This window comes from Verrucomicrobia bacterium CG1_02_43_26, assembly GCA_001872735.1.
Classification (GTDB): Bacteria; Verrucomicrobiota; Verrucomicrobiia; order Opitutales; family CG1-02-43-26; genus CG1-02-43-26.
The window spans coordinates 31107-54508 of record MNWT01000022.1 but is presented as its reverse complement, the minus strand read 5'-3'; the positions used below and the strand labels follow the sequence as shown (position 1 = coordinate 54508).

The 23402-nt window shown below is 42.0% G+C and carries 25 protein-coding genes, 1 tRNA gene and 1 other RNA gene; 14 read left to right on the top strand and 13 right to left on the bottom strand.

Annotation, left to right across the window (positions count from 1 at the left end; translation table 11 throughout):
- Together AUJ82_07680 and AUJ82_07675 are read right to left on the bottom strand one after the other, a co-directional pair.
- Positions 1–216, bottom strand: coding sequence for a hypothetical protein (locus AUJ82_07680; protein OIO58858.1), 216 nt, complete (start codon positions 214–216; stop codon positions 1–3).
- A complete protein-coding gene (locus AUJ82_07675) occupies positions 213–1622 on the bottom strand; it encodes an EscD/YscD/HrpQ family type III secretion system inner membrane ring protein (GenBank protein ID OIO58857.1) in 1410 nt (469 codons plus the stop codon). The genes AUJ82_07680 and AUJ82_07675 overlap by 4 nt, the downstream gene beginning before the upstream one ends.
- 184 nt (positions 1623–1806) lie before the next feature.
- On the opposite strand from AUJ82_07675, the gene AUJ82_07670 reads away from it, so the two are divergent.
- From AUJ82_07670 to AUJ82_07615, 12 genes are all read left to right on the top strand, one after another.
- A complete protein-coding gene (locus tag AUJ82_07670) occupies positions 1807–2505 on the top strand; it encodes a hypothetical protein (GenBank protein OIO58882.1) in 699 nt (232 codons plus the stop codon).
- A 6-nt stretch (positions 2506–2511) separates the two neighbouring features.
- Positions 2512–3315, top strand: a complete 804-nt coding sequence (locus tag AUJ82_07665; protein OIO58856.1) for a hypothetical protein — start codon at positions 2512–2514, stop codon at positions 3313–3315.
- On the top strand, positions 3302–4468 hold the full coding sequence (locus AUJ82_07660) for a hypothetical protein (GenBank protein OIO58855.1): 1167 nt from the start codon (positions 3302–3304) through the stop codon (positions 4466–4468). Before AUJ82_07665 ends, AUJ82_07660 begins: the two co-directional genes overlap by 14 nt.
- Positions 4469–4540: 72 nt before the next feature.
- Complete coding sequence (locus AUJ82_07655; protein OIO58854.1) at positions 4541–4912, top strand: addiction module antidote protein, HigA family; 372 nt, start codon at positions 4541–4543, stop codon at positions 4910–4912.
- A 4-nt stretch (positions 4913–4916) separates the two neighbouring features.
- A complete protein-coding gene (locus AUJ82_07650; GenBank protein OIO58853.1) occupies positions 4917–5201 on the top strand; it encodes a plasmid maintenance system killer in 285 nt (94 codons plus the stop codon).
- A 127-nt stretch (positions 5202–5328) separates the two neighbouring features.
- Positions 5329–5709, top strand: a transfer-messenger RNA (tmRNA) gene (gene ssrA / locus AUJ82_07645).
- A gap of 131 nt (positions 5710–5840) precedes the next feature.
- Positions 5841–6290: a hypothetical protein gene (locus AUJ82_07640; protein OIO58852.1), complete on the top strand. Its 450-nt coding sequence runs from the start codon at positions 5841–5843 to the stop codon at positions 6288–6290.
- A gap of 44 nt (positions 6291–6334) precedes the next feature.
- Positions 6335–7099, top strand: coding sequence for a hypothetical protein (locus tag AUJ82_07635; protein ID OIO58851.1), 765 nt, complete (start codon positions 6335–6337; stop codon positions 7097–7099).
- A 50-nt stretch (positions 7100–7149) separates the two neighbouring features.
- Positions 7150–7716 carry a hypothetical protein gene (locus AUJ82_07630; protein OIO58850.1) on the top strand — a complete coding sequence of 189 codons (567 nt, stop codon included), beginning with the start codon at positions 7150–7152 and terminating at the stop codon, positions 7714–7716.
- A gap of 81 nt (positions 7717–7797) precedes the next feature.
- Positions 7798–8652 (top strand): diaminopimelate epimerase, encoded by an 855-nt coding sequence (locus tag AUJ82_07625; protein OIO58849.1) that lies wholly within the window; start codon positions 7798–7800, stop codon positions 8650–8652.
- 71 nt (positions 8653–8723) lie between these two features.
- A complete protein-coding gene (locus AUJ82_07620; protein ID OIO58881.1) occupies positions 8724–9038 on the top strand; it encodes a 50S ribosomal protein L21 in 315 nt (104 codons plus the stop codon).
- Positions 9039–9057: 19 nt separating this feature from the next.
- Positions 9058–9312: a 50S ribosomal protein L27 gene (locus AUJ82_07615; protein ID OIO58848.1), complete on the top strand. Its 255-nt coding sequence runs from the start codon at positions 9058–9060 to the stop codon at positions 9310–9312.
- Between the two features lie 88 nt (positions 9313–9400).
- Here AUJ82_07615 and AUJ82_07610 read toward each other — a convergent pair whose 3' ends face one another.
- From AUJ82_07610 to AUJ82_07585, 6 genes are all read right to left on the bottom strand, one after another.
- Entirely contained in the window at positions 9401–10303 is a 903-nt protein-coding gene (locus AUJ82_07610; GenBank protein OIO58847.1) for an acetyltransferase, read from the bottom strand.
- Positions 10304–10347: 44 nt separating this feature from the next.
- Entirely contained in the window at positions 10348–11151 is an 804-nt protein-coding gene (locus AUJ82_07605; protein ID OIO58846.1) for a hypothetical protein, read from the bottom strand.
- A 26-nt stretch (positions 11152–11177) separates the two neighbouring features.
- The gene (locus AUJ82_07600; GenBank protein OIO58845.1) at positions 11178–11951 is read right to left on the bottom strand and encodes a hypothetical protein; all 774 of its coding nucleotides are present in this window, start codon (positions 11949–11951) and stop codon (positions 11178–11180) included.
- A gap of 161 nt (positions 11952–12112) precedes the next feature.
- Positions 12113–13090 (bottom strand): hypothetical protein, encoded by a 978-nt coding sequence (locus tag AUJ82_07595; protein OIO58844.1) that lies wholly within the window; start codon positions 13088–13090, stop codon positions 12113–12115.
- 109 nt (positions 13091–13199) lie between these two features.
- Complete coding sequence (locus AUJ82_07590) at positions 13200–14174, bottom strand: hypothetical protein (protein OIO58843.1); 975 nt, start codon at positions 14172–14174, stop codon at positions 13200–13202.
- Positions 14175–14322: 148 nt separating this feature from the next.
- A complete protein-coding gene (locus AUJ82_07585; protein ID OIO58842.1) occupies positions 14323–16152 on the bottom strand; it encodes a hypothetical protein in 1830 nt (609 codons plus the stop codon).
- A 181-nt stretch (positions 16153–16333) separates the two neighbouring features.
- Between AUJ82_07585 and AUJ82_07580 the strand changes: the two genes are divergently transcribed.
- Positions 16334–17461 carry a hypothetical protein gene (locus tag AUJ82_07580; GenBank protein ID OIO58841.1) on the top strand — a complete coding sequence of 376 codons (1128 nt, stop codon included), beginning with the start codon at positions 16334–16336 and terminating at the stop codon, positions 17459–17461.
- A 76-nt stretch (positions 17462–17537) separates the two neighbouring features.
- Here AUJ82_07580 and AUJ82_07575 read toward each other — a convergent pair.
- The 5 genes from AUJ82_07575 to AUJ82_07555 form a co-directional block, all read right to left on the bottom strand.
- A tRNA-Asn gene (locus tag AUJ82_07575) sits at positions 17538–17612 on the bottom strand.
- 92 nt (positions 17613–17704) lie between these two features.
- Positions 17705–20149 carry a phenylalanine--tRNA ligase subunit beta gene (locus AUJ82_07570; protein ID OIO58840.1) on the bottom strand — a complete coding sequence of 815 codons (2445 nt, stop codon included), beginning with the start codon at positions 20147–20149 and terminating at the stop codon, positions 17705–17707.
- A 25-nt stretch (positions 20150–20174) separates the two neighbouring features.
- The gene (locus tag AUJ82_07565; GenBank protein ID OIO58839.1) at positions 20175–21215 is read right to left on the bottom strand and encodes a phenylalanine--tRNA ligase subunit alpha; all 1041 of its coding nucleotides are present in this window, start codon (positions 21213–21215) and stop codon (positions 20175–20177) included.
- 35 nt (positions 21216–21250) lie between these two features.
- Positions 21251–21628, bottom strand: coding sequence for a 50S ribosomal protein L20 (locus tag AUJ82_07560; GenBank protein OIO58838.1), 378 nt, complete (start codon positions 21626–21628; stop codon positions 21251–21253).
- An 84-nt stretch (positions 21629–21712) separates the two neighbouring features.
- Positions 21713–21904 carry a 50S ribosomal protein L35 gene (locus AUJ82_07555; GenBank protein ID OIO58837.1) on the bottom strand — a complete coding sequence of 64 codons (192 nt, stop codon included), beginning with the start codon at positions 21902–21904 and terminating at the stop codon, positions 21713–21715.
- 244 nt (positions 21905–22148) lie between these two features.
- Here AUJ82_07555 and AUJ82_07550 point away from each other — a divergent pair, with 244 nt between their 5' ends.
- Positions 22149–23336 carry a hypothetical protein gene (locus AUJ82_07550; GenBank protein OIO58836.1) on the top strand — a complete coding sequence of 396 codons (1188 nt, stop codon included), beginning with the start codon at positions 22149–22151 and terminating at the stop codon, positions 23334–23336.
- Positions 23337–23402: the final 66 nt, after the last annotated feature.

Genomic DNA, 23402 nt, shown 5'->3' with positions numbered 1-23402 from the left:
TTACACCTTGTTTACGATAGCTTCAGCGGCGGTGATGCCGTGAATAATTTTTTCTAGAACTTTATATTCTTGAGGGTCTACACCTGCGTTGATCCTCGACTTCCATTTAGATTCCTCGCTCTTCAGGTAATTCAGGAGTTCTTTCTTGAACTTATCCTTTTCGTCACCTTCTAGGCGATCTTCCAAGTTTTTTAATAATTCATTTATTTTTGTCATAAACTACCTCCGGGTTGTATGGTTATTTGTTGATCTCCCCGTTTGAGGACGATTCCTTCCTTACCAATACTCTTCACTACGAATCCCCCCGGGAGCGTGCCCCCGGTAAATACTTTTTCGCCGCCTTTAACGACAATCCAACCGGTTTCACCGATGTTTACGCTATCTATTTCTGTGCTAAAGAACACTTTTCCAGCGCTTGCGATCATCACTTGGTTTTCCATCGGAACAGGGTAACCCATCTCTTCCCAGACAGCTACTCGGGCAGCTTTCCATGCATCTATCGATGATTCAGATATCGTTCCCACAACCTTAATGTAGTCCATCATCGGGAAAAAGTCAATTTTTCCATCTAATTCATATTCCGATAGTACTTTATTGGCAATCGCTTGCGCTTTTTTACCTGTAATAACTTCGTCTTGTAAGTAACGTATTCCCGCAACGTCTTTAGAAAGGTTTTTGCGGACATTATCCCAAACTTTATCATCCCCAACGTAGCCTATGGCCTTATAGACGCCTTTATCCGCTGTGGGTTCTATGGTGACGCTTACTTTGAGCATATTGATCAATTCCTGGGCATCCTCCATGATCTTTTCCTGGCTCCAGACACGGATGCTGATTCCTCCACCTAGGCGCATTAAAGCAAGCTCTATATCCTTTTTTTCTTCCCTAGCATCTACCCAACCCTCGACTGTGATACGGCCGGTGTCGCCATCGGTTCTAATAATAAAGTCATCCTCATGATCAAAATCTTGTAAAATGGCCTTGATCGCATTCGTTCGGTTTTCAATGGATTGTGCTTGAGGGATATCGTTCTTGGTGTTGCTGGGCATCAAGAAAATGACGGCCATTGCAAAGGCGATGAGGAGTATTCCCCCCACAGCGGCACCGAACACCTTATTGCTAACGCCAAAGATTTTTTGCTCTGGAACAATTTCAACAACAGGCTCTTCGGGTTCACCTTCTGCTTCAAGATTTGCGGCTGAAGCGGCTTTTCCTAGTTGTTCTTTTGTGACATCTTCGCCTACGGTAGGTTTAGCTTCTTCTTTGTCTTTTGTTAATGAAGGGGCATCTGCTGCGGAAATAGAGGGCCAATCTTCTGTGGCTGGGCCGATGACAATATGAGTCGTGCCCAGGGATATAAATTGAAAGGGGTTTATCTCGTAGGACTGCTTTTTGATTTCATTGCCGTCCAGATAGACGGGTAAGTCTAAAGGTGCAATCAGAATACTGCCTTCATCTGAGATGGTTACTTTAATATGCTGTGGGTGTATTAATACATCCGACAAAATTAAATCACATTCAGAATCGCTTCCGATAACTAAATCCCCCTTATCTAAGACGACTTCAGCGCCTTGATGGGGTCCGGATAAAATTTTTAATAAATATTTTTTTTCTTCAGGCATCTTTTACCTATATAGGGCATTCTCCCGAGTTATATTATGGATACTTTAAAACCTATCACAAATTTTGTGATTATCAAGTAAGGTAACCATTTTTTTCAAAAATCAAGTTTGTGCGATCCTTATTTTTATTTTAATGTTTGTAGATGTCTTTTTCAACTATCCTCTGATTTTTGATACGCAGTATATGGAACAAAAAATTGATCTAGAGGGGCATCGTGCTCGATTGCGTGGCCGTTTTCAAAAAAGCGGGTTTGAGGGCTTTCATGAATACGAAATCGTGGAACTTTTGCTAACGCTTTGCATTCCCAGGCGAGATGTAAAAAATTTAGCCAAACGCTTGTTTAATCATTTTGGTAGCATAAGAGGGCTTTTAGATGCGTCAGAGCAAGAACTACGCCAAGTCGAAGGCATAGGGGAGGTGACGCCTGTGGCCCTGCGCATTATAAGAGAAACCGCAAATCTTTATCTAAGACAAACAGCGGAAGAAAAAATTGTTCTTAATAACTCCACCGACCTGGAGGCCTTTTGGCGTGCTAGGTTGTCTCCGTTAACAAACGAAGTATTCGAAGTCGCATACCTAGATCATCGATTTCAGTTACAGAAAAATGGGGTAGAACGCTTGTCTGAAGGCACGGTTAACCGTACCGTTATTTATCCGCGACAGGTCATGGAATCCGCGCTAAGGCGTTCAGCAAGTGGGCTTGTACTGGCCCATAATCATCCCACTGGCTATCCGGAACCCTCCGCTCAGGATAAGAATTTGACGGATGCGTTGATCGCCGCCGGCAGGAGCCTCAATATACAAATTATTGACCATATTATCGTGGCAGCCAATAAAGTCTTTTCTTTTAGACGAGAGGGGTTAATCTCGTCTGTAGCCTGATTTTATATGGAGAAACTGCCCATTAGTCTTATTATTATCGCTCATAACGAAGCGCTCAACCTGTCTCGTTGCTTAGATTCCATCGCGCCTTGGATCAGTGAAATCGTTGCCGTGATAAACGACTGTACGGATGAAACAGCAACGATCCTTCAATCTTACAACGCAAAGGTTATCGAGCATGCTTGGATGGGGATGACAGAGCAAAAGAACATTGCGCTATCTCACGCGACACAGCCCTGGGTCATTAACTTAGATGCCGATGAAGAAGTGTCACCTCGCTTGGCAGAGTGTATTAGAGATTTCATTACAAATCAAAAGCAACATCAAGCTCTTGGGGCCTATTTCCCTAGAAAAACCTGGTTCTTGGGGCGGTGGATACGCCATGGAGATTGGTATCCTGATTATACTTTGCGCTTATTCTACCGTGCCGCAAGCAAGTTTGCCGGCGGAAAAGATCATGATAGTGTTACTGTTGACGGAACAACGTTAAAGCTCTCAGGCGACCTCTTCCATTATAGCTTTCCGAATCTAAACTTTTTGCTCCGTAAGATTATTTCCTTTAGCGATCATTATCTCGATCGTCAATTGGCCAAAAAGAAACGCTTTTCCACATTGGGGACTATCTTTCGCGCACTCTGGCGATTTGTCCGTTCCTACCTATTGCGATTAGGCTTTTTAGACGGTTTTCCCGGGCTATTTGTAGCGGTTCAACAAGCCTTTGCCACCTTCTATCGCCATAGCCGCCTTTATGAGCATGAGAAACGAAGCATAAAGCCTCAACCCGAAGCATCGGATTATGCCAAAAAGTAACGGGCAACGCCATGTCTTGATCTTCGAGCCACGGGTGGAGGGGCACCATATTCCCTATTTGGTCAACATCGCAAACGAACTCCTATCGTTAGGCAATACCGTTTCTATAGCCATTGATAACCGTACAGAAGAAGCTAAAAAACGAATTTTACAACAAGATTCAACCCTCCTCGCAAAAGTTGCCATTCTCGATTTGTTTACCCAGGAAGGCCGATTTAAAGGAGGTTCAAAACTCGCGGCGGGAGCCATTTGCTTAAACGAAACCCAGGCAGATGAGATTTTCTTTAACAGCCTGGATGAAGTTGCTTCTTCGATGTTCCGTAGGGCCGTAATCGGAATTTTCCCTCCCAAATCACTCTTTAAAAAAGTTTCTGGAATATACGTTCGCCCACGTCCACCGGATCCTTCTCAAAATGGGATAGGAAATTGGATAAAGCGAGTAGGTTTTCGAAAACTTTACAACAAGGGCTTTTTCCGTAGCCTCTTCTTGCAGGATGAATTTCTAGTACCTATTGTTGAAGCGCAATACCCGAATCTATCGGTTGCGTTTCTGCCCGAACGGCATACGCCATTGCCAACCCTTTCAACGGAAGAAGCGAGAGCAAAATTAGGCTTCAATACAGAAAGAATAGTACTGCTAAGCTATGGGATTGGTAGTCGCCGTAAGGGGCTTCACTTGGTGTTAGAGGCACTAGAGCACTTTCCTGAGCACCCCTTCTTTCTCTTGGTTGCTGGTGTGCAGGAGGATAAGGCAACCGTTGGACGGCTAAAACAACTCCAAGCAGCTGGCAAGGCGCTTGTGCTAGACCGCTATGTTTCAAGTGAAGAAGAGGCAGCGCTGTTTGCTGCAACTGATATCGTTCTCTTGCCGTACGTGTGCCATTACGGCTCGTCCAATGTACTCACGAAAGCCGCCTTTGCGGGGAAACCGGTTTTGGCTAGTGATTTTCATCTGATCGGCAAACGCGTCCAAACGCACGGGCTAGGGTGGGTGTTTAAGCATGAAGATGTAATCGACCTCCATAAACGTATGCAAGCATTGGCAGGGGATTCAAAAGATGCTATTAAGCCTTTTCGACAGGCACTAAACGATTATGCCAAACGATGCGATAGAACCGCATTTTCCAAAGCAATTCAGGCATTATTCTCATAAAAATACTTTGTAGTGGTGTTTTTATGCGTTCTCCATTTGACTTTCCCTTAAAAAGGTTACATACTATGTAATATGAAGCAAGAGTATATAGAAAACGTTTCCCCAGGTGACATATTGCGGGAAGAGTTCCTGAAACCACTGGAGCTGACTGCTGAATCGCTCGCTAAGGAGGTAGGCCTTTCTACGGCAACGATTAGCCGAATTATAAACGCCAAACAACCGATTACGGCCGATACCGCCCTTCGTTTTTCAAAATTCTTCGGCAACAGCGCTGAATTTTGGATGGGATTGCAGAATAATTATGAACTTCGGGAAGCTAGAATGAGTAGGGTAATTATGAATAAAGTGCGTAAAATAGCCGCTTTGCAGCAAAGAAAAAACCGAAAACCGGTTTCGCTCTCAAAACGCTCCTCCCGTAAACCAGCTACTTCAAGCGTACTTTAGTATTGTGATCCAATCATTCGCTTGCAAGGAAACAGAAAAGATATGGTATCAAATCCGTCCCAAAGGGCTTCCCTTTGATATCCTCAAGCGTGCTTTGATGAAACTGGATATGATAGATTGCGCTAGAGACATCAATGACTTACGAACTCCTCCGGGTAACCACCTTGAAGCCCTCAAGGGTGATCGTGCAGGCGAGCACAGTATAAAGATAAATGACCAATGGCGTATTTGCTTTGTCTGGGATAACGGTAATGCCCGTAACGTAAAGATCGAAGATTACCACAAATAAAAGAATGCCGGTTAAAAAAATCATTCTAGGCTTGATTTCAACAGCAATTCAGGCTATGATAGAATCATAGGAAATGTTCTTTGACTTGTTTACGCACGTTTATAGCTAGCAAGTTTATAATGAATCTGGGGGTGTTCCGGATTCGACTTTGTGAAATAGTCTATGACGGCATGCCGGAGATAATGGTTGGCTTCGTTAACAATCCATTACACTGATAAATGCAAATAAAAACGCAGACATCATTGAGTTCCCAGCAATGGGCCTCAAAAAAGCTGCTTAATCTATATATTAAGCACCGTCTTGGTTCCTATGTCTGTTAAGAACTGAAGACGCTACTAACAGATATAGCAGTGCCCGCGCATCCCAGGCCTGTCGTATTTTAGGATGATCGCACTCATGGAGCGCGCCGTTTCGCGCCACGCTTGTTAAACTAAAAACACGGATAAGCATGTAGATGTTATCGATGAAGGCACAGAGGACGCGGGTTCAATTCCCGCCACCTCCACCATTTTTTTACATTTTCCTATAAATTATCCCATTAAGAATCATCCCTCCATAGGGGTTGCTGTTATCGGCTAAAAACTTTCGTGATTGACCCCTGTCTTAAAGCAAGCATCATTTAATGCAATTAATAAAGCCATGACCTCTTCATTTAATTGTATAAGTAAACATTATTATAAATCCATAAATCAAAAAGTTTCTTTCTTAATTGTTAAGCAAACTGAGAGTCCATTTGATTCAGATAAAAAGTTAGAGCAAAAAAAATTCAAGAAAGCATGCAAGGCTTTAATTAGCAATAAATTGATAAAATTGATTAAAGCTGATATGGGCGCTGAGGTGTTTGAGGATGTTATGAAACAGGGATTTGTTTTTCAAAGCATTGCTCAACGTCGCAAAATCAAGAACGACATGAAAGATACTTATAAAGGTTTTATAAAGGAGTTTTTGAAGAATAATCCTAATGATCTCGATGCGTGTAAAGTGGCCTATTTTGAACTTCAAAAAATGAAGCTGACCACAGATACGATTACCATTTTTAAAGAGGGTTTAACCAAGTTATCCCAACGAAAAATCACTAAGCAAAACTAAATGATCTTAATGCTTGCGCGTCTATAAAATGAGATTGCGCTCGCATGGTTAATTTTGTTACCGTTAGGGGTGATTTTCTTCATGTGAATCCGCTTTATAATCGCATGAAAACCCTATTATCCCGAATAAAAAACAGTGCCTGGTCGAGCGTCTTGATTCTCTTGGTTGCGGTTGCCAGTGTTACGTTATTGATATTCGAACTCGAGTCTGAGCTCAATCCGCAACAAGCCCAGTTTGTCAAAAAGATAGACCTTCTGATCTCTTTCCTCTTTTTTGCAGACTTTTGTATCGGGATATATATTGCGGACAGGCGTTGGCAGTATTTTTGGAAAAACTGGACAGACTTGATTGCCGCCATTCCCTTAACCGATGGGGTTATTCAACTGTGTAACCAACTGGGCATTTTACGATTGGTACGGGTTCTACGGGTGCTTGCTCGAATTAAAAAATTGGCAACGATTGCTAATGCCATTGAGAGTGACAGCTCTAAATATATCTATGCCTCAACGATCACGACCATCTTTATATTGTCCGGTGCGATTGCCTTTTTTTCCCTCGAATATGGTATAAACCCCATGATCCATAGTTTTTTTGATGCGGTTTGGTGGGCCGTTGTTACAACAACTACTGTTGGCTATGGCGATATTTACCCCATCACGTGGGAAGGTAGAATAGTCGGCATGGTGCTTATGTTCTTCGGTATCGGCCTAGTCGGTACCGTGGCTGGCTTTACCGGTACCTATTTTTTAAGGAAACGCCACTTTAAGGATAGCAGCTCATCTGTATCAAATCACTCGAGCGAGTTGTGAGCGCTCCGTTTTTGTATAAGAACCTTTAGGAACAGGCTAATCAAGGGTTCATGATTGACTCGGGTATAGAACAATTTATCATTTTTAATTACAAAATTAATAAAATTATTGTCATGAAAAACGTAAAATTAACGAGAACTGAACCTGTGTTTATAGCACCAAAATCAACCGGCCCAAAGGGAGCCAAACGATCAGAAGAGTCATCACAAACAGTGACTATCGTGACACCTGACGAGGCTTTTAAAAACGCATGCAAACAAATCATTTGTGGTAAATTAGAGCAATGGGCCAAGTACGAACTAGGGTGCAATATCTCTATAAAAGACCGTACCGTTGTTTATCATGATGAAAAAGACGAGATTAAGGCAGAGTTAACGACGCTTTGTGACAATCTTATTAACTATTTTTATGAGAGCAAGGAAGCTCGTAAAAACCCCTATATGCGTAGACAGAAAAATATTGAGTCGTTTTTAATGCCACTGGGAAGCGTCAGAGAGGCTCAATATGCATTATATCTGTTAAAGGAAAAACAGAAACAAGACACCACAGATAACAAAGTATCGTTTGATGAAATTCCTTTAGTAGAGTCAAATTATATTGATTCAGACAGCGAGTAGCTCCTTAAAAGAACAAAACGATAATAAAAAAAGCTATTTACAACAGGCCACTCTTTCGTAAATAATACCCCATAATTATTTATGCAGTTTACTAAATATCACGCCCTTGGAAACGATTACCTTGTCCTCGATGCTCGCAATTATCCTGAGCCTCCGGATAGTGCGGATATCGTAGTCATCTGCGATCGCCACTATGGGCCGGGATCTGATGGTATTCTGTATGGGCCCACACTCTCCAAAAAGGCGGATTTTGGCCTGCGCATCTTTAATCCGGATGGCAGCGAGGCCGAAAAAAGCGGTAACGGGTTGAGAATCTTTGCCCGCTATTTGTGGAACCAGGATCTCGTGGGCGAAAAACCGTTTACAGTCGAGACCGAAGGCGGGGTAGTGACTTGTGTTGTTAATGATTATGACAGCAAGATCACCGTAGATATGGGCGAAGTAAGCTTCTTTAATAAAGACATCCCCGTAGAAGGCCCTCAGCGCGAAGTATTAGCCGAGACGCTAGAAGTAAGGGGTAAGCCCTACACCTTTTATGCGGCAACCATCGGCAATCCGCATTGTATCCTCCCAATGGATAAAATTTCAAAGGAAATTGCCTGTGAACTTGGCCCAGTGATTGAAAAGTTACCGATTTTCCCAAAACGCACCAATGTCCAATTCATGAAAGTGTTGGACAGAAAAAACATTCGTATAGAAATCTGGGAAAGAGGTGCCGGCTATACCTATTCCTCCGGGTCTAGCAGTTCGGCGGCAGCAGCAGTGGCTTTTAAAATGGGTGCTTGTGAGGCATCAATAGATGTCCATATGCCGGGGGGCATCGTCCATGTAGATATTGATAAAGACTACAATATACAGATGACAGGCCCGGTAACGCGTGTCGGAACCTTTGAGATTCACCCAGAGGCCTTCAGTCACGATATTCCCGAGCGTTGAAAAAAAATCCTGCTTTTTCCACATTAAAGCTTGCGTTCACCTATTTTTTTAAGATAATTTACTTTTCCAATATGAAAGCAATCATACAAACTCAAGGAAGACAATTTACAGTAAAAGAAGGTGATATCATCTTCGTAAATCGTTATGTCGGTTCGAAAGCAGGGGACAAGGTCACCATCAATGATGTCTTGGCTGTTGGGGAAATGGGGGCAATGGTTTTTGGTTCTCCAAAGGTAGAGGGCGCTTCTGTTCAAGTAAATGTTCTTGAAAATAAACGTGATAAAAAAATCACTATTTATAAGAAGAAACGTCGTAAGGGTTACCAAAGGAAACAAGGCCACCGCCAGGAAATTTCCGTCATCAAGGTCGAATCCATTAAGCAATAACTTTAATTTATAGGACGTCATGGCACAGAAAAAAGGACAAGGAACATCAAAAAACGGACGCGATAGCCAAAGCAAGCGTCTTGGCGTAAAAAAATTTGGTGGCGAAGCTGTTATCTCAGGTAATATCCTCATGAGACAGCGTGGCACAAAATACCATCCCGGCAAGAACGTCGGTATGGGAAGAGACCACACCTTATTCGCTTTAACCGATGGTAAAGTCGAATGGGATAGCCAACATAGGCTCGTCCACGTTCGCCCAGTATCAGCTGCGTAAGCAATCTTTTAGATCAATCTGATTTACACAGAAAGCAGGTTCTCCCAAGGAGCCTGTTTTTTTATTTAATGTTCAGGCACACTTGTTTTTAACAATGCTTGCCAACAGTATCTTCTGCTACAATATCATGTATGATTTGTTTTTGCCTTGTAGCTTCTGGATCGGCCTTGCCTTTCAAGGAAACAAGCGTAATTAACGCCTTCCATAAAGCCCAACCTCTTGCCCTGGTCCATGTGTCGCTATCTAATTGTACATGAGATTTAAATATTTGTCGGCTCGCTCCTTTAAGCAATGTCCAAGCAATCACCAGATCACAAGCAGGATCTCCTACGCCCATGCATCCAAAATCAATTACAGCTATTAATCGACCCTCTTTTATAAGGATATTTCCGCTACTGAAATCACCCTGAATCCATACAGGTTTTTTATCCCATGTGGAGTTGATCGCTTTTTCCCAAACAGCTGTTGCGGCACATGAATCAATAATCCCTTGTAACTCCTTAATGGCGGATCTGGTTTCAGTATCGTAAACCGAAGGATGCGCGCCCCGGTAATAGTTATGAGCGCCGGGAGAAGGCCCATCAGTAAGATCAATCGTATGTAGCTCGTTTAAAAATTGAGCTAGATCTAAGGCGAGTCGCTCTAAATGCAGGTTATCAACGCAAAGCATGTTCGCACTTGCCCCCTCAATCCATCGGTATATGGACCAATTCCACGGATAATGCTTGGAGGGTTGCCCCATAGCAAGCGGCTCAGGGATGTGGAGCGATAAATGGGGTGCTAGTACCGGTAGCCACTTTTGTTCTTTTTGAACTTGTGCGACATACCCTTCTGCACTGGGTATCCTGATTAGCATTCCTTCTCCCAAGCGAAAGGTGATGTTATCTATGCCTCCTGATGCGACAGGCCTAATGGGTAAATGAGCCCATTGTGGAAACTGCTCTGCAATAAGTTCTGTTACCAACGATAAAGTAATTTTTATTTCGCTCATAATAAAAATTACCCTACAAAACGCACCCCTATTACTCGGATTGCTTAACTCTCCCCACGCATAGCAGCTACTGTGCGCTTATATGTCTCTAGATTTTCAGGAGTGATGGCGGCAATGTATTGTTCGCTCACGTCAAACACATTACCCTCCGCACGCGTTTCCCCGTTCTCAATCCAGACAGCTCTGTTACACATATTGATGATCGTGTAAGGGTCGTGAGAGATCAATATGACGGTTTGCTCGGATGAAAACTTTTCGTTCATAGCTCTTCTGGATTTTTCCGCAAAATGAGCATCACCCACACCCAGCATTTCATCCAGGAGTAAGATATCCGGTTCCGCGACAATCGCTACAGAGAAGGCCAAACGAGAGACCATGCCAGAAGAATAGGTTTTGACAGGTGCATCAAAGAATTCCCCTAATTCAGAGAACTCACGAATCTCATGCAGCCTTTTCAGCATATATTTACGGGTTTTTCCAAAGAGCATGCCATTTAGAATAGCGTTTTCTCGTCCGCTGAGGCTGCGCTCGAAACCAACACCAAGCGAAAGGAGCTGTATATGTAGTTTTTTATCTACAATTACCTGCCCTTTGTCTTGGCAAAAGATCCCTGTCAGGATTTTCATTAAAGTACTTTTACCGCAACCGTTACGGCCGATGATGCCTAATTTTTCGCCTTTATACAGATCAAAAGAAACATCCTTAAGTGCCCAGAAGTTGCCGGAAGTCTTCGTAAAGATATTCTTATCTCGGCGATAGCAAAGGCCGAGGTTACGAACAGAAAGGACGACTTCTTTTTCTTTAGTCGTTATATCAAGATTTTTTGGCGTTTCTTCACTCGTAATCATGCTATTAAAATCGGTTATTTATATTATTATAAAGAAATGTCTTTGGTAATCTTTTGGTCAAAATGCTTGCATATATAAAAACCAATGCAACACAGTGTAAGCCCAAGAGCCAGTATATACCCCATTAGATAGAGGCTAGGTGCGGTGTTATCGATAATAACAGAGCGGTAGTTATGAATCATCGCCGCGGCAGGGTTTGCCAAGAACCAAGGTATTAGTTCTGCTGGGATTTTATCTATCGAGAAGAATATACCCGAAATAAAGAATAAAATTCGAAGCATGGACTGTACAATGGTAGTCAAGTCATTCAAGTAAGCGCTTGCAACGGAGAGGATTAAAGCAATCCCGATAATAAAGGTCAGGTGAATAACAATCAGTAGGGGAAGATAAAAGTAGTTCCAGTTGGGGTAGAACTTGAAGATGGAGGCAAATCCAATCAAGACAACAAAAACGAATAAAAAGCGCCAAGTATCCGCAAATATATGAACTAACGGAAATAAATACTTCGGGAGAGGGATTTCCTTCATGATGTGTAGTTTAGCTTTTATCGCTCCCATGCCGGAGTTGATGCAACTTTCAAACCACTGCCAAACCACCATACCGGTTAACAGGAATACAACATATTCGCCGCCACGGTTGCTCCACAACACACCAAAGACCACGTATAGGATAGCCGTTGTGATCATGGGTTGGAGTAAAAACCAAACATAGCCTAGGTAGTTCTGCTGGCTTTCAGCCTTTAATTCTGCCCAGGTACGATATAAAACGATGTCTCTGTATCTACTAAAATTGCTAATCATATATAAAAATGCTTATTGGCTATATTCCACTCCCTTATTTTTTAAAGGGTATAATAAGCATTTTCTTACAAAAAATCAACCTTTTGATTCAATTGACAATTATTGGCCTCTGGAGTGAGTTTTTTTGCCAATTCACAATAACTTTTGGATAATTACGGGCATCACTCCTTCTTAGACTTATCCGTCACCTGTGTACCGAAGAATACTTCATAAAAGCTGTTGGATACCTCTTCTTTTGCTTCACATATACCGGTTACATCAAAGGGATCCAGCGGGTTTATTTTAAAGTAGCAGTGCCCTTTATCTGAGTGTGAGCCGTAAGAAAACTTCGGATTAACCCAAGGGTCATGTATCGGCATTGTTTTACCATCACCTAAACTATTCTTGAGGCCTTCAAGATAATTACTAATCTCAATACCTGTAAAATTCTTTGATATCCATTCGATGACTATTTTTCCTTTATCAGCATGCATTTTTAAGAAACCCTTACCGCAATCTTTTACCCCTCCCTTAAAGAATCCTGTCAAAATAGCAGTCGTAACACGTTTATACAGGTTAACTTCCTTTTTGTTATCGGTAAATTTTTCTATAGCTCCATTGAAATAGGCCGTGGAGATATCAATTTGAGTATAATGTTTGATAATGGCTGAGGTGATGTAAGATCCCCCTTGGATTGCCCCTTTAGAAAATCCTTTACTCCAGGTTCCCTGGTTAACGACAGGAAGCTCGGAATCTTTACTGTCTTTGTTGTTTGATTCTTCATTTCCACGAACATAAGTCACAACGCGCTCTACTAGTGCCATTCCGCCATCTTTACATACAATTGTAAACATTCCTTGAGTAACCCCGTGACAGAGTCCATTAACCACCGAGTTACTTGCGAAAGGTAAATAGCCTTCTACTACAGGCCAGACGGCTTTAGTGAAAACGCTATTCAAAGCAAATGTAGCACTAACGTTGCCTATGCCGCATATAACAGATTCTTTTGACGGAACCACCTTTTGGTAGAACCAACCTGCCCAACCTAACTCCTTTTCTTTTGTGAGATCCTTTACGATTGGATTATTATTGTCATTAGAATCGGAATAATTAAAAGAAGTTCTATGATTATTACTTCCCTGTATTATCTTATTGTTCATTCTTGCGCCTTTACTTTAATTATAATTGTTATAAACAATTATATAGTAATTATAATAATAAGTAAATATTATTATTAAAGTAATTATAGCATCAATTAAATCACAGGCATCACTTCTTCTTAGACTTGCCCATTTCCTGAGACTTTAAGAATATTTCATAAAAGCTATTTGAAGAATCTTCAATTGCTTCACACCTACCAGTTACATCAAAGGAATTCAGCGGGTTAGTATTAAAGTAACATTGCCCTTTATTTGAGTTGGAACCATAGGAAAACTTCGGATTCATTCCAGGCATATATACCGGCATTTTTTTATCCTTGTTGTTACCCAAGGCATTTTTGAAGCTGTCAATATAAGGGCTGATCTCGATTCCTGTAAAATTCTTTGAGAGCCAATTGATGACCGTTTTGCCGGCCTCAAACTGCATATTAGTTAAAAATACGCTGAACTCTTTTTTGTTTCCTGCAACAAACCCTGTAAGGATGGCAGTTGTAACGCGCTTATATAGGCGAACTTCCTCTTTGTTTTTGGCGAAATCCTCTATGGCTGCACTGAAATAGGCCTTGGAAATATTAATTTGCATATAATATTTTACCATTGTTGTGGGGATATAAGATATCCCTTTGATTGAGCCTTTATAAATTCCTTTGCTCCAGGTTTCCTGATTAAAGACAGGAAACGAGGAATTTTTACCATCCTTATTGTCTGGCTCTTCATTACTCATAGTGTAATTCACTACCTCTTTACCTACCGCTATAAATGTTCCTTGAGCGACCGCTTTAACGATTCCCTGCAAAAAGGGGTTGCTTGCGCAAGGTACATAGCCTTCTACGACAGGCCATACAGCTTCGTTAAAAAGGGTGTTCAAAACGTAGGAAACCTCGGCTTCCCATACGAAATTTATAACAGTTTCTTTTGATGGAATCACCGTTTGGCGGGCCCAATCCATCCATCCTAACTTTTTTTCATGTGTTAAATCAGTTACAGTTGGAGTGCCATTCTCAATGGAATTTGTATTAAAATCCAGTTTATTAACATCGTTAACCGGATATCTACCGCTTGTTGAGTTTATTGAGCTATTCATTTGATTAATATTACTAACATCTAATTATGCTTAATTTACGCTTAAGTGCAATCGTTTTTTATTTAAAAAGTAAAATAGTTAGTCTGTGTATGTAAATTCTCAAATCGAGTATAGAAGGTTTAGTACCCGCCTCTTTCTCAAATTATTCCTACTTCAAGAGGTTTTTGATGCGTAGCGAGGATAATACATTGTTCTGCCACCGGTAATTTTCGGTTTTTTGGAGCAGTATTTTCAACGCTTCATTGTTTTTTAGGTTCTCAAAAAGATCATACAACCCCCATGCGTAGTCAACATTGATGCCTTCATCTTGTTTTGATAGTATACTCAGGAGATTATATGTGAATTTGAGATCCAATTCTCCCGGGAATGCTTCACCCAAAAGTTCTAGAAAATATTGAAAGCGCAAGCCTAGTATGTTTTTGACGTGTTTTTCTAAATAATTATTAACTAGATCAACGTCCATCGTCTTTCCTTCGTTAAGTGAAAATTGTTGCTTTAAAATGGAAATGATATCCCCGCGGTGCTTTTCCATAAGCTTGGCATAGGTAAAGCCTTTTAAACGAGGTTGAAAAAAGGCTTCTAATAGGATTTCCGTCAGCCGTGTTTTTTTATACGTTTTATCTTCAGTACTGATTTCTGCGCACAGAAGGAGGAGGTAAGCAGCCACACTTTTTGAACGACAGACTAGCGCATAATTAAACATATTTGCCTCATTCTTGGGGTAAAACCACATTGTATTTTTAATCAGAGAGGGATCTTTTTTGAGCCATTTTTGGAATTCAATCATATCGTCATTTCTAATACAGGCTTCAATGCGCAATACCTTGACGAGTTGGGTCAATACGACTTTTCGTTGTTTCAAAAGCTCTATAACAGTTTTGGGATTTTCTTCTACCATGTCCTCTTCAATAGAGGCGAGTTTTGGGTAATATTGGCAGTCTGGCATATAGGGTAATTTCATGCCTGAGGACCATTTATCTAGTTTAAGTGATTTTAATGTGTGTATATATCCGGATACTTCTTCTTCCAGTTCATTATCGGAATCATTGATTATACTTTCCAGCGCATCTGCAAGCTTGTTGATGTCGATACCTCTTTTAGCGAAGGGATGTTTTTTGTAAACGAGATCTACAATCTCTTTCCAGTTTTTAGAATACATACTCATGAAGCTCATATCATGGTCAATTTTAGCAAAATGATATTCAATCTTTTGTTGCTCATTGTTCCACTGTTTTGCCAGGAAGAGATTGGCTTCGTGGGAATCCGGGTCACTACAGAGTAACAAGGACGCAAGCAATTTATAATAATTTTTATCTTCTCGAAGATCGTTTGAAAAAATCCCATTGTATACGAAGCCTCGATAGCCGTTCACTTCGGCTTGCTCATTTTGAGTAAATTGGTAACCACCCAGTAATTGAAAATTATGATCTAGAAATTTAGAACCCATGTGGCATTTATCTTTCTTCTGATTGTAAATGAGAACGATATCGGGCGCGCAGCCTCCCAAATTCGTCTTGCAGTATCTTTTGTAAAGATTCCCTAAATACGAATTTATCTCGTCTGTACGAAAGGCACTGGTCGTTACCATATAATAATGATCCGTTTTCTTGTGCTGGTAGAGCGCTTTCAGCGGCCGATTCCGAAGTTTTTCCGTGCCGTTTCTATGATCTTTAATAAATTTAAAATGATTGAGCGTTTCAATTTCAGTAAACGATTTCACCAATCGAGCCAGCGCGGCATCTTCTTTTGATAACTTCCAATCTCCCTCCTTAAGCTGATTTATGGTGTAGCTTGAAAGTTTCTTTAATAATTTTGGGTGAATCGATTTTGTTTCGGGAAAGGTTTTGTTGAGGAAATTTTGAACGTTCTCTAATTCAACGTTCTCGCAATCAATCATTTTCTCTTTTTTACCGTCAAGATGAAGTGTCTTGTGCGAGAGATTTTGTTTCTCGGGCTTTTTGTTAGTAATAGCGTTCACTGGGAATTTTTTTATTCAATTATTTATAATGCAATATAGTTTGTTCAGGATAATATTATCTGTCAATAGTTATGAGAACTAGATAAATTTGTTTTGGAAATCTTATAATCAGTTATTAAAGGATTGACTGATAGGGTTTTCTGGGTCACAGTTTGAGCCTTAACAACACATTCATCCCCCTATGAAAAAAATGAAGCCCCTATTTCGCCTAGCAGCGACTGTTTTAATTACCTCTTGTTGTTTAGCCCCATCCATTGTGGCTTGTACAGGTATTCAAATACAAACTAAAAACAACGAATACGTCACCGGTCGTACGGCCGAATTCGGTGTTCCATTACAACTCAATGGCTTAATAATTCCTCGCCACTACACCTTTACTGGTACTACGGATAAGGGGAATGGCTTAATCTATAAATCAAAGTATGCTGCTGTAGGAGTAAGCGCCTATGGTTCTAACTACGTGCTCGATGGTTTCAATGAGAAAGGGTTAACCGTTGGCATGTTCTATTTCCCTAATTTTGCCAGTTACACGCCCCTCGATGCTCAAAATCAAAGCCGCGCAGTAGCGCCTACAGAATTTGTTAACTGGATCTTAACTCAATTTGCTTCCATCGAAGAGGTGAGGAACGCGATCGAAAGGAATGAAGTTGTTATTGTCCCGACAACCGTAGTGGACTGGGGTGGAATACCTCCCATGCACTACATTGTTTATGATAAACAGGGCAAATCCATCGCAATCGAGCCAATTGCCGGCCGTTTACAAATAACGGATAACCCTGTGGGTGTTTTTACCAATTCTCCTGAATTCTCCTGGCACTTAACGAATCTTTCCAATTATATCAATCTATCCACGATTAACGTAGAAGAGGCAAAAATTAAGAACTATGAGATAAAGCAACTTGGTTTAGGTACTGGCTTGCTGGGTATGCCAGGGGATTTTACACCACCGTCTCGTTTCGTAAGAGCTGCTATTTTTGCAAATGCGGCAACGCCGGTAGACACGTCTTTGGAGGCCGTTTTTGAAACATTCCATATATTAAATCAATTTGATATTCCTCCGGGTTCTGCACGCGCTCCAGGTAAGGAGAATGCGTTTAAACCAGGCAGCATGGATATTACGTTGGCTACAGCGGTGAAGGATCCTAATACGCTTATTTATTATTATAAAACGTATGATAACCAGAATATTCGCTCCATAGACCTTAAGCGGTTTGACTGGAATAACGAGCATTTGCAGCGTATTTCATCAGACCAGGGCCCAACTAAGGTAGAGGATGTTTCTCACTTGGCAACGCCGGACAAAGCATAACAACTTTACGTTATAAAAAACATAAAACCCCTTCCGTTCCCGGTGGGTTTTTTTTTATTTGGTTAAATAAAAAAAATGGCTGCCCGAGTAGGATTCGAACCTACGACCAAGTGATTAACAGTCACCTGCTCTACCGCTGAGCTATCGGGCAGCAATGGTACCTTATTTAAGGTGATTTTATGAAAACGTTTTTTGCCGTTTTTGTCAATGCTTAGTTCGGCTTTTTGAGAAAAAAAGTACCGGCTATTGTGTCCTGATGATGTATTCGCTTTCTGCTTTAAGCTTATCCTGCAGGCGATCAAAGGCTTGTGCGACCTCTTGTTCTCCAAGGGTACGGTCAAATGCACGGTAGCGTAGGTTAAATGCCAAGCTCTTTTTCCCTTCAGGGATTCCTTTACCTTGGTAGTGATCAAACAATGACACTTCTTCCACGGTGAAAGCGCCGCTCACAGCTTGCTTTGCGATTTTCTCGATGGTGCTTTGCACGTCATCCGCAAGTGTAGTTGCGTCCACGATAACAGAAATATCTTTATTAGAGGAAGGGTAGGGGCTAAAGGCCTTAAATACCTTTGGCTGACCGCTTTTATCAAACAACTCGGGCTTGATTAATAGCTCACAAGCCAGTACAGGAGAGTCTAACTTCAAGTCTTTGATTAACTTCAGGTTCACATGTCCTAATGTCATACGGAAACCATCTTGCAAAATATCATTACCGGTCGCGCTGTGGTTATCTTGCCACATTAACTCTCTACTTAACGGTTTGAGCGCGATCATTTTTTCTGGAATAGCTGCCAAGGAAATTAAATCCATCAAAACGCGTTTAGCTAGGAAGAAATCAGGTTTCTCGGTTGCCCGCCATCTTCTTTCTTCAGAGTTAACGCGTGTGACAAATCCGATAGACAAGAGTTCCCATAATTTGCCATCGATAAAGCGAAATACGTGGCCAATCTCAAATAGGTTGTCCGCAATATTATTGTGGTCTTGGTTATGTTTGAGTGCTTCACAAAGCCCTGGAATTAAGGAGGGGCGTAGGTGAGTATGGTCACTCGTCAACGGGTTGCCCAGGGCGAGTCCTTGGGCTTGCTTTTCGCCAAACCAAGTTTGCAGATCTGCTTTATCTCGAAAGATATAATTGTAACATTCGCTAAAGGATTTTGCTGCTAGGTAATTACGCGCTTCACTGGTAAAGCGATCAATTCGGTCGTCATTACGGGCAAGGGCTTGGAACTGCGGTTTGCCTTCCGGTATGTTAACGGTGCCGTGTATGCGTAAAAATTCTTCTACCAAGTCGATTGGTCGGTAGACTTCGGGGCGATAGGAGGGTACTGTTACCGTCCATAAGCTTTTATCAGATTGGTCTACGGTATAACCTAAACGCTTAAAAATGCTAGATATCGCTTCGTCAGTGCTATCAAACCCACATTTCGCACGTATAAAATCAGGAGAAACTTCAATCACATTTGCTTCTCGGGTTGGTTTGCCCAAGACCACTATTGGGCTGGAGAGCTTTCCGCCGGCGATTTCTAAAATCATGTCAACGGCCCGCAGGGAGGCTTGTAGGGTCTGTTGCGGGTCAATGTTTCTCGCGAAGCGGTATGAGCTATCTGTACTGATGTTCAGCTTGCGCGCGGTCTTGCGTACCGATACGGGCTCAAAATAGGCACTTTCTAGAACGATATCAGTGGTTGTCTCATCGACTTCTGCATCAAGGCTCCCCATAACGCCGGCAATCACGAGGGGTTTTTCAGTATCTGCAATCACCATCATCGAGGCATCCAGCGTATGCTTTTTGCTGTCCAGGGTCGTGATGATTTCCTTATCCTTGGCTTGGCGTATGATAATCTCGCTTCCGTTTATCTTGTTAGCATCAAAAGCATGTAGCGGCTGGCCGCTTTCCATCATCACCCAGTTAGTGATGTCTACAACGTTGTTAATCGGTCTTAACCCAATTGCTGTAATCGCTTTTTGTAACCACTCTGGGCTGGGCGCTATGGTAACGCCTTTTATTGAAATTGCGGTATAGTAAGGGCAATTTTCGGTATCCAGGGAAAGTTTTTTCAACAAGCTGTCTGCGGCAGGGGCAGTAGCTATGGGAAGGTTCGTCTTAACTTCAGGTTGCTTGATGGGAAGATTGTACCATGCGGCTAGCTCTCGAGCAACGCCTAGGTAGCTCAGGCAATCACCCCGATTGGCGGTGACTTCTAAATCGAAAACATAATCCGAATCATTAAAAATATCATTAATCGGGGTGCCGATTTCCGGATTACCTTCAAGGATCATTAATCCTTTGGCATCTTCACCCAGGCCAAGTTCTGTCGCGCTACACATCATGCCAGATGAGGGCACGCCGCGCAGTTTTGTTTTCTTAATTTTAAGATCTCCGGGCAAGCGAGCTCCTACAAGGGCTACCGGTACACGGTCACCGACTTTAAAATTAGAGGCACCGCACACAATTTGCTCTGTTGCGCCAGACTTGTCTATCGCAACTTCACAAACGCTCAATCGATCCGCTTCCGGGTGTTTTTCTTTTTTAAGAACTTCGCCAACCACAATGTTTTCGAGTGGCGGAAGCCCTAGGCACTCCACGGATTCTACTTCCAAGCCGAGCATCGGGAAAACGTGCTCCAATTCTTCCGTAGACGCGTTGATATCAATATAACGTTTGAGCCAGTTAAGACTGATTTTCATGAGAAAAAGTAATGTTTGCTGTTAATTAACGGAATTGGCGAAGAAAGCGAACATCGTTCTGGTAAAAATAACGAATATCATCAATGCCGTATAAAATCATCGCAAGGCGTTCCTGGCCTATACCAAAGGCGTAACCGGACCATACTTCCGGATCGTAGCCAACGGATTTAAATACCTCCGGGTCTACCATCCCGCAGCCCATAATCTCAATCCACCTATTGCTCAATTTACCAAGCTTGGGTGACATAAAGTCTAGCTCAAAGCTAGGCGAAGTGAATGGAAAGAAACTTGGCCTGAGGCGTGTTTTAGCCTCTTTGCCAAAAATTTCATGAAACAGAAAATCAAGTGCCGCTTTTAGGTCTTTTACCGTGACATTCTTATCCACGTACAAGCCTTCAAATTGATGAAAATTGGCGCTATGGGTAGCATCCACCGTGTCACGGCGGAATGCCCGACCGGGAGCCAAAATCCTTAACGGTGGTGTTTCTTTCAACATCGTACGGATTTGTACCGTAGAGGTGTGGGAGCGCAATATATACCGCTCGTCACCTTTCTTGGAAACATTGCCCATTTGAGTATTCTCGGGCAAGAAAAGCGTATCATGGTCGTCCCTTGCAGGGTGAGACTCCGGGGTGTTCAGCGCGTCAAAGCAATACCACTCCGTGTCTACTTCCGGCCCTTTTGCGATAGAAAAACCTAGTTTACGGAAAATACGGGTTACTTCTTCGCAAATCTGAGTCAATGGGTGCTTTGTTCCATAAGACGCAAAAGGCGAGGGGAGTGTTGGGTCCACTTCTGGTCCCAATTGCCCAGCTAATGCCTCTGTTTCCAAAGATTCGTGAATACCAGCCAATAGGCCTTCTATTTCACTTTTAACTTCATTGACCACTTTGCCAATCAAGGGGCGCTCTTCAGGGGAGAGCTTTCCAATCCCTTTGGCAGTAACTGTTAAAATACCTTTAGGCCCAAGAAATTTGGACTTAAAGGTATCAAAATCACTAAGAGAGCGTAGATCACTCACGCCCTCTTTAGCTTGTTTTAAAATTAGCTTAAGCTCGTCTTCCATAGCTTTTCAGTATGTGTTATGAGCTTAATGTGTCCTTACGCAGCAGTGGATTGCTTTGTCTTCAAAGCTGCTTGAGCCGTTTCGACCAAAGCTTTGAAGGAAGCCTCATCATGAATGGCCAATTCGCTTAACGATTTGCGGTCCATCTCGATGTTTGCTGCTTTTAGACCTTCAATCAGGCGACAATACGTAATACCTAAAGGACGGCAAGCCGCGTTTAGACGTACAATCCATAGTTGACGCATAGTAGACTTCTTCTTCCGGCGGTCGTTATAGGCAAATTTGCCCCCGCGGATGACAGCGTCTTTCGCGTAACGAAATAGACGGGATTTGTTTCCGAAGAAACCTTTAGCTGCTTTAAGAAAACGCTTTCTACGATTTCTAGTTGCTTGTGGATTTGTTGCTCTTGGCATGTTTGTTCTTTCTTTTTAGTAGACCAGCCAGGTCGCCTTCACCTGGTCCGTTCTTGGTTAATTATTATAATTGATATTCAAGAATTACGCAAACGGCATTGCTTGCTTGTAACGTGCTTCCATTCCAGCACCCATGCCTTGGTCTTGACCCATGCTACGACGCTGCTTTGTAGACTTGCGACGTAGAAAGTGCCTCTTACCAGGCTTGCGGCGTAGAAGTTTGCCCGTTCCTGTCTTCTTGAATCGTTTTACGACTGATTTTTTGGTTTTATTCATTGCTAAAACTTGGAATTACTAAGTAAAACGGCTTTCCCATTAAATGTAAAGGGAAAAATCCATATTTCGATAAAGCATTTACACGCGTAATCGCTCACCGTAGGAGTGAATACCCTAAATTTTCAGTATGTTTATTTTCTGTAAAAAATGCGTGTCTAGATTTCTCATATTTCGGCAATAGGCTTGCTTTCATGAGGGTTAAATATTCATATTACAGGTGTAACTCCCTCATTTTACTCACACAATGTCCCTACTACCGGATCAAATTAAACAGGCTCTCAGTAATAACCTCGTCTTCCATGGCCTTACGGAGGAGCAGTACCGTGAAATTACCCCGTTCTTTAAGCAAACAACGTTTCCGGCTAATACCGTTTTTATAGAACAGGATACTAGGGAAAGAAATCTATTCATTATCATAAAGGGACGGGTTAGTGTCATGAGAAGCGATGCGGATAATACGCTCCACCGCATTGGCACGTTGTCTAATAATGATACCATTGGAGAACTCGCTTTTGTCGATAAAAGTCTTCGTTCTGCTTCTGTCAAAACAGAGGAAGATACTACGCTCATTACGCTGGATATTCCGAAATTCTGTGAGTTTTTTAAACAAAGCCCCGTTCTTAACCTCATCTACAAAAATTTAGCCAATCATTTCAGCTCTCGTCTTCGACACACGAATGAAACGGTTGTCATGTCTTTGAGAGAGAATTTGAAGCAGGCTCAAAAACAGGCCAGTCTCGGTCGTCTTACCGTCACAACGCTCATCATTCTTGCTGTCTTTGTTTTTTCCCTCAATGCCATTCAGGCGATTTCTCATAAAATGGCCTATACGACCATCTTGACTCTGCCGCTGCTCGTCCTCACCTTTATTGCTATCGCATTGAATATCAAGCTCAGTAGCTACCCACTCCAATTCTACGGGATTACGTTAAAGAATTATAAACCGGCCATCATTACTGCCGTCCTCTATACTATACCGGTGCTCGCATTCATTACTTTTCTTAAATGGTATACAATCAAGGCTATACCTGCGCTTCATAATGAGCCTCTCTTCAATCTCAGTTCAAGTCTGATTACAAATTCAACTACCCAAACTGTTATTCTTGTCCTGATTGCTTCAGCATACATCCTCATCTCTTCTCCGATTCAAGAACTCATCTTTCGTGGGGTGCTCCAATCAAGTCTCGAGGAATTTTTGGTGTCAAAATACAACGTCCTTCTGGCCGTCCTCGTCACCAATCTTATTTTTGCAATGATGCACTTGGCCATCTCTTTCGTCCTGGCCGCTTCTTCTTTCTTCGTTGGTCTCTTTTGGAGTTTCCTCTACAGAAAACACAGGTCGCTTGTAGGTGTCACACTCTCGCACCTCATTATTGGTTTCTGGGTCTTTTTCATTCTTGGTATCAAGAATGTGCTTGCTCAATTAATGTAAGTGGTTGGCCTATAGTTTATCGGTGGCAATACCGGCCTTTTTGTAGAGGTCTTCCGGTTTAATAAA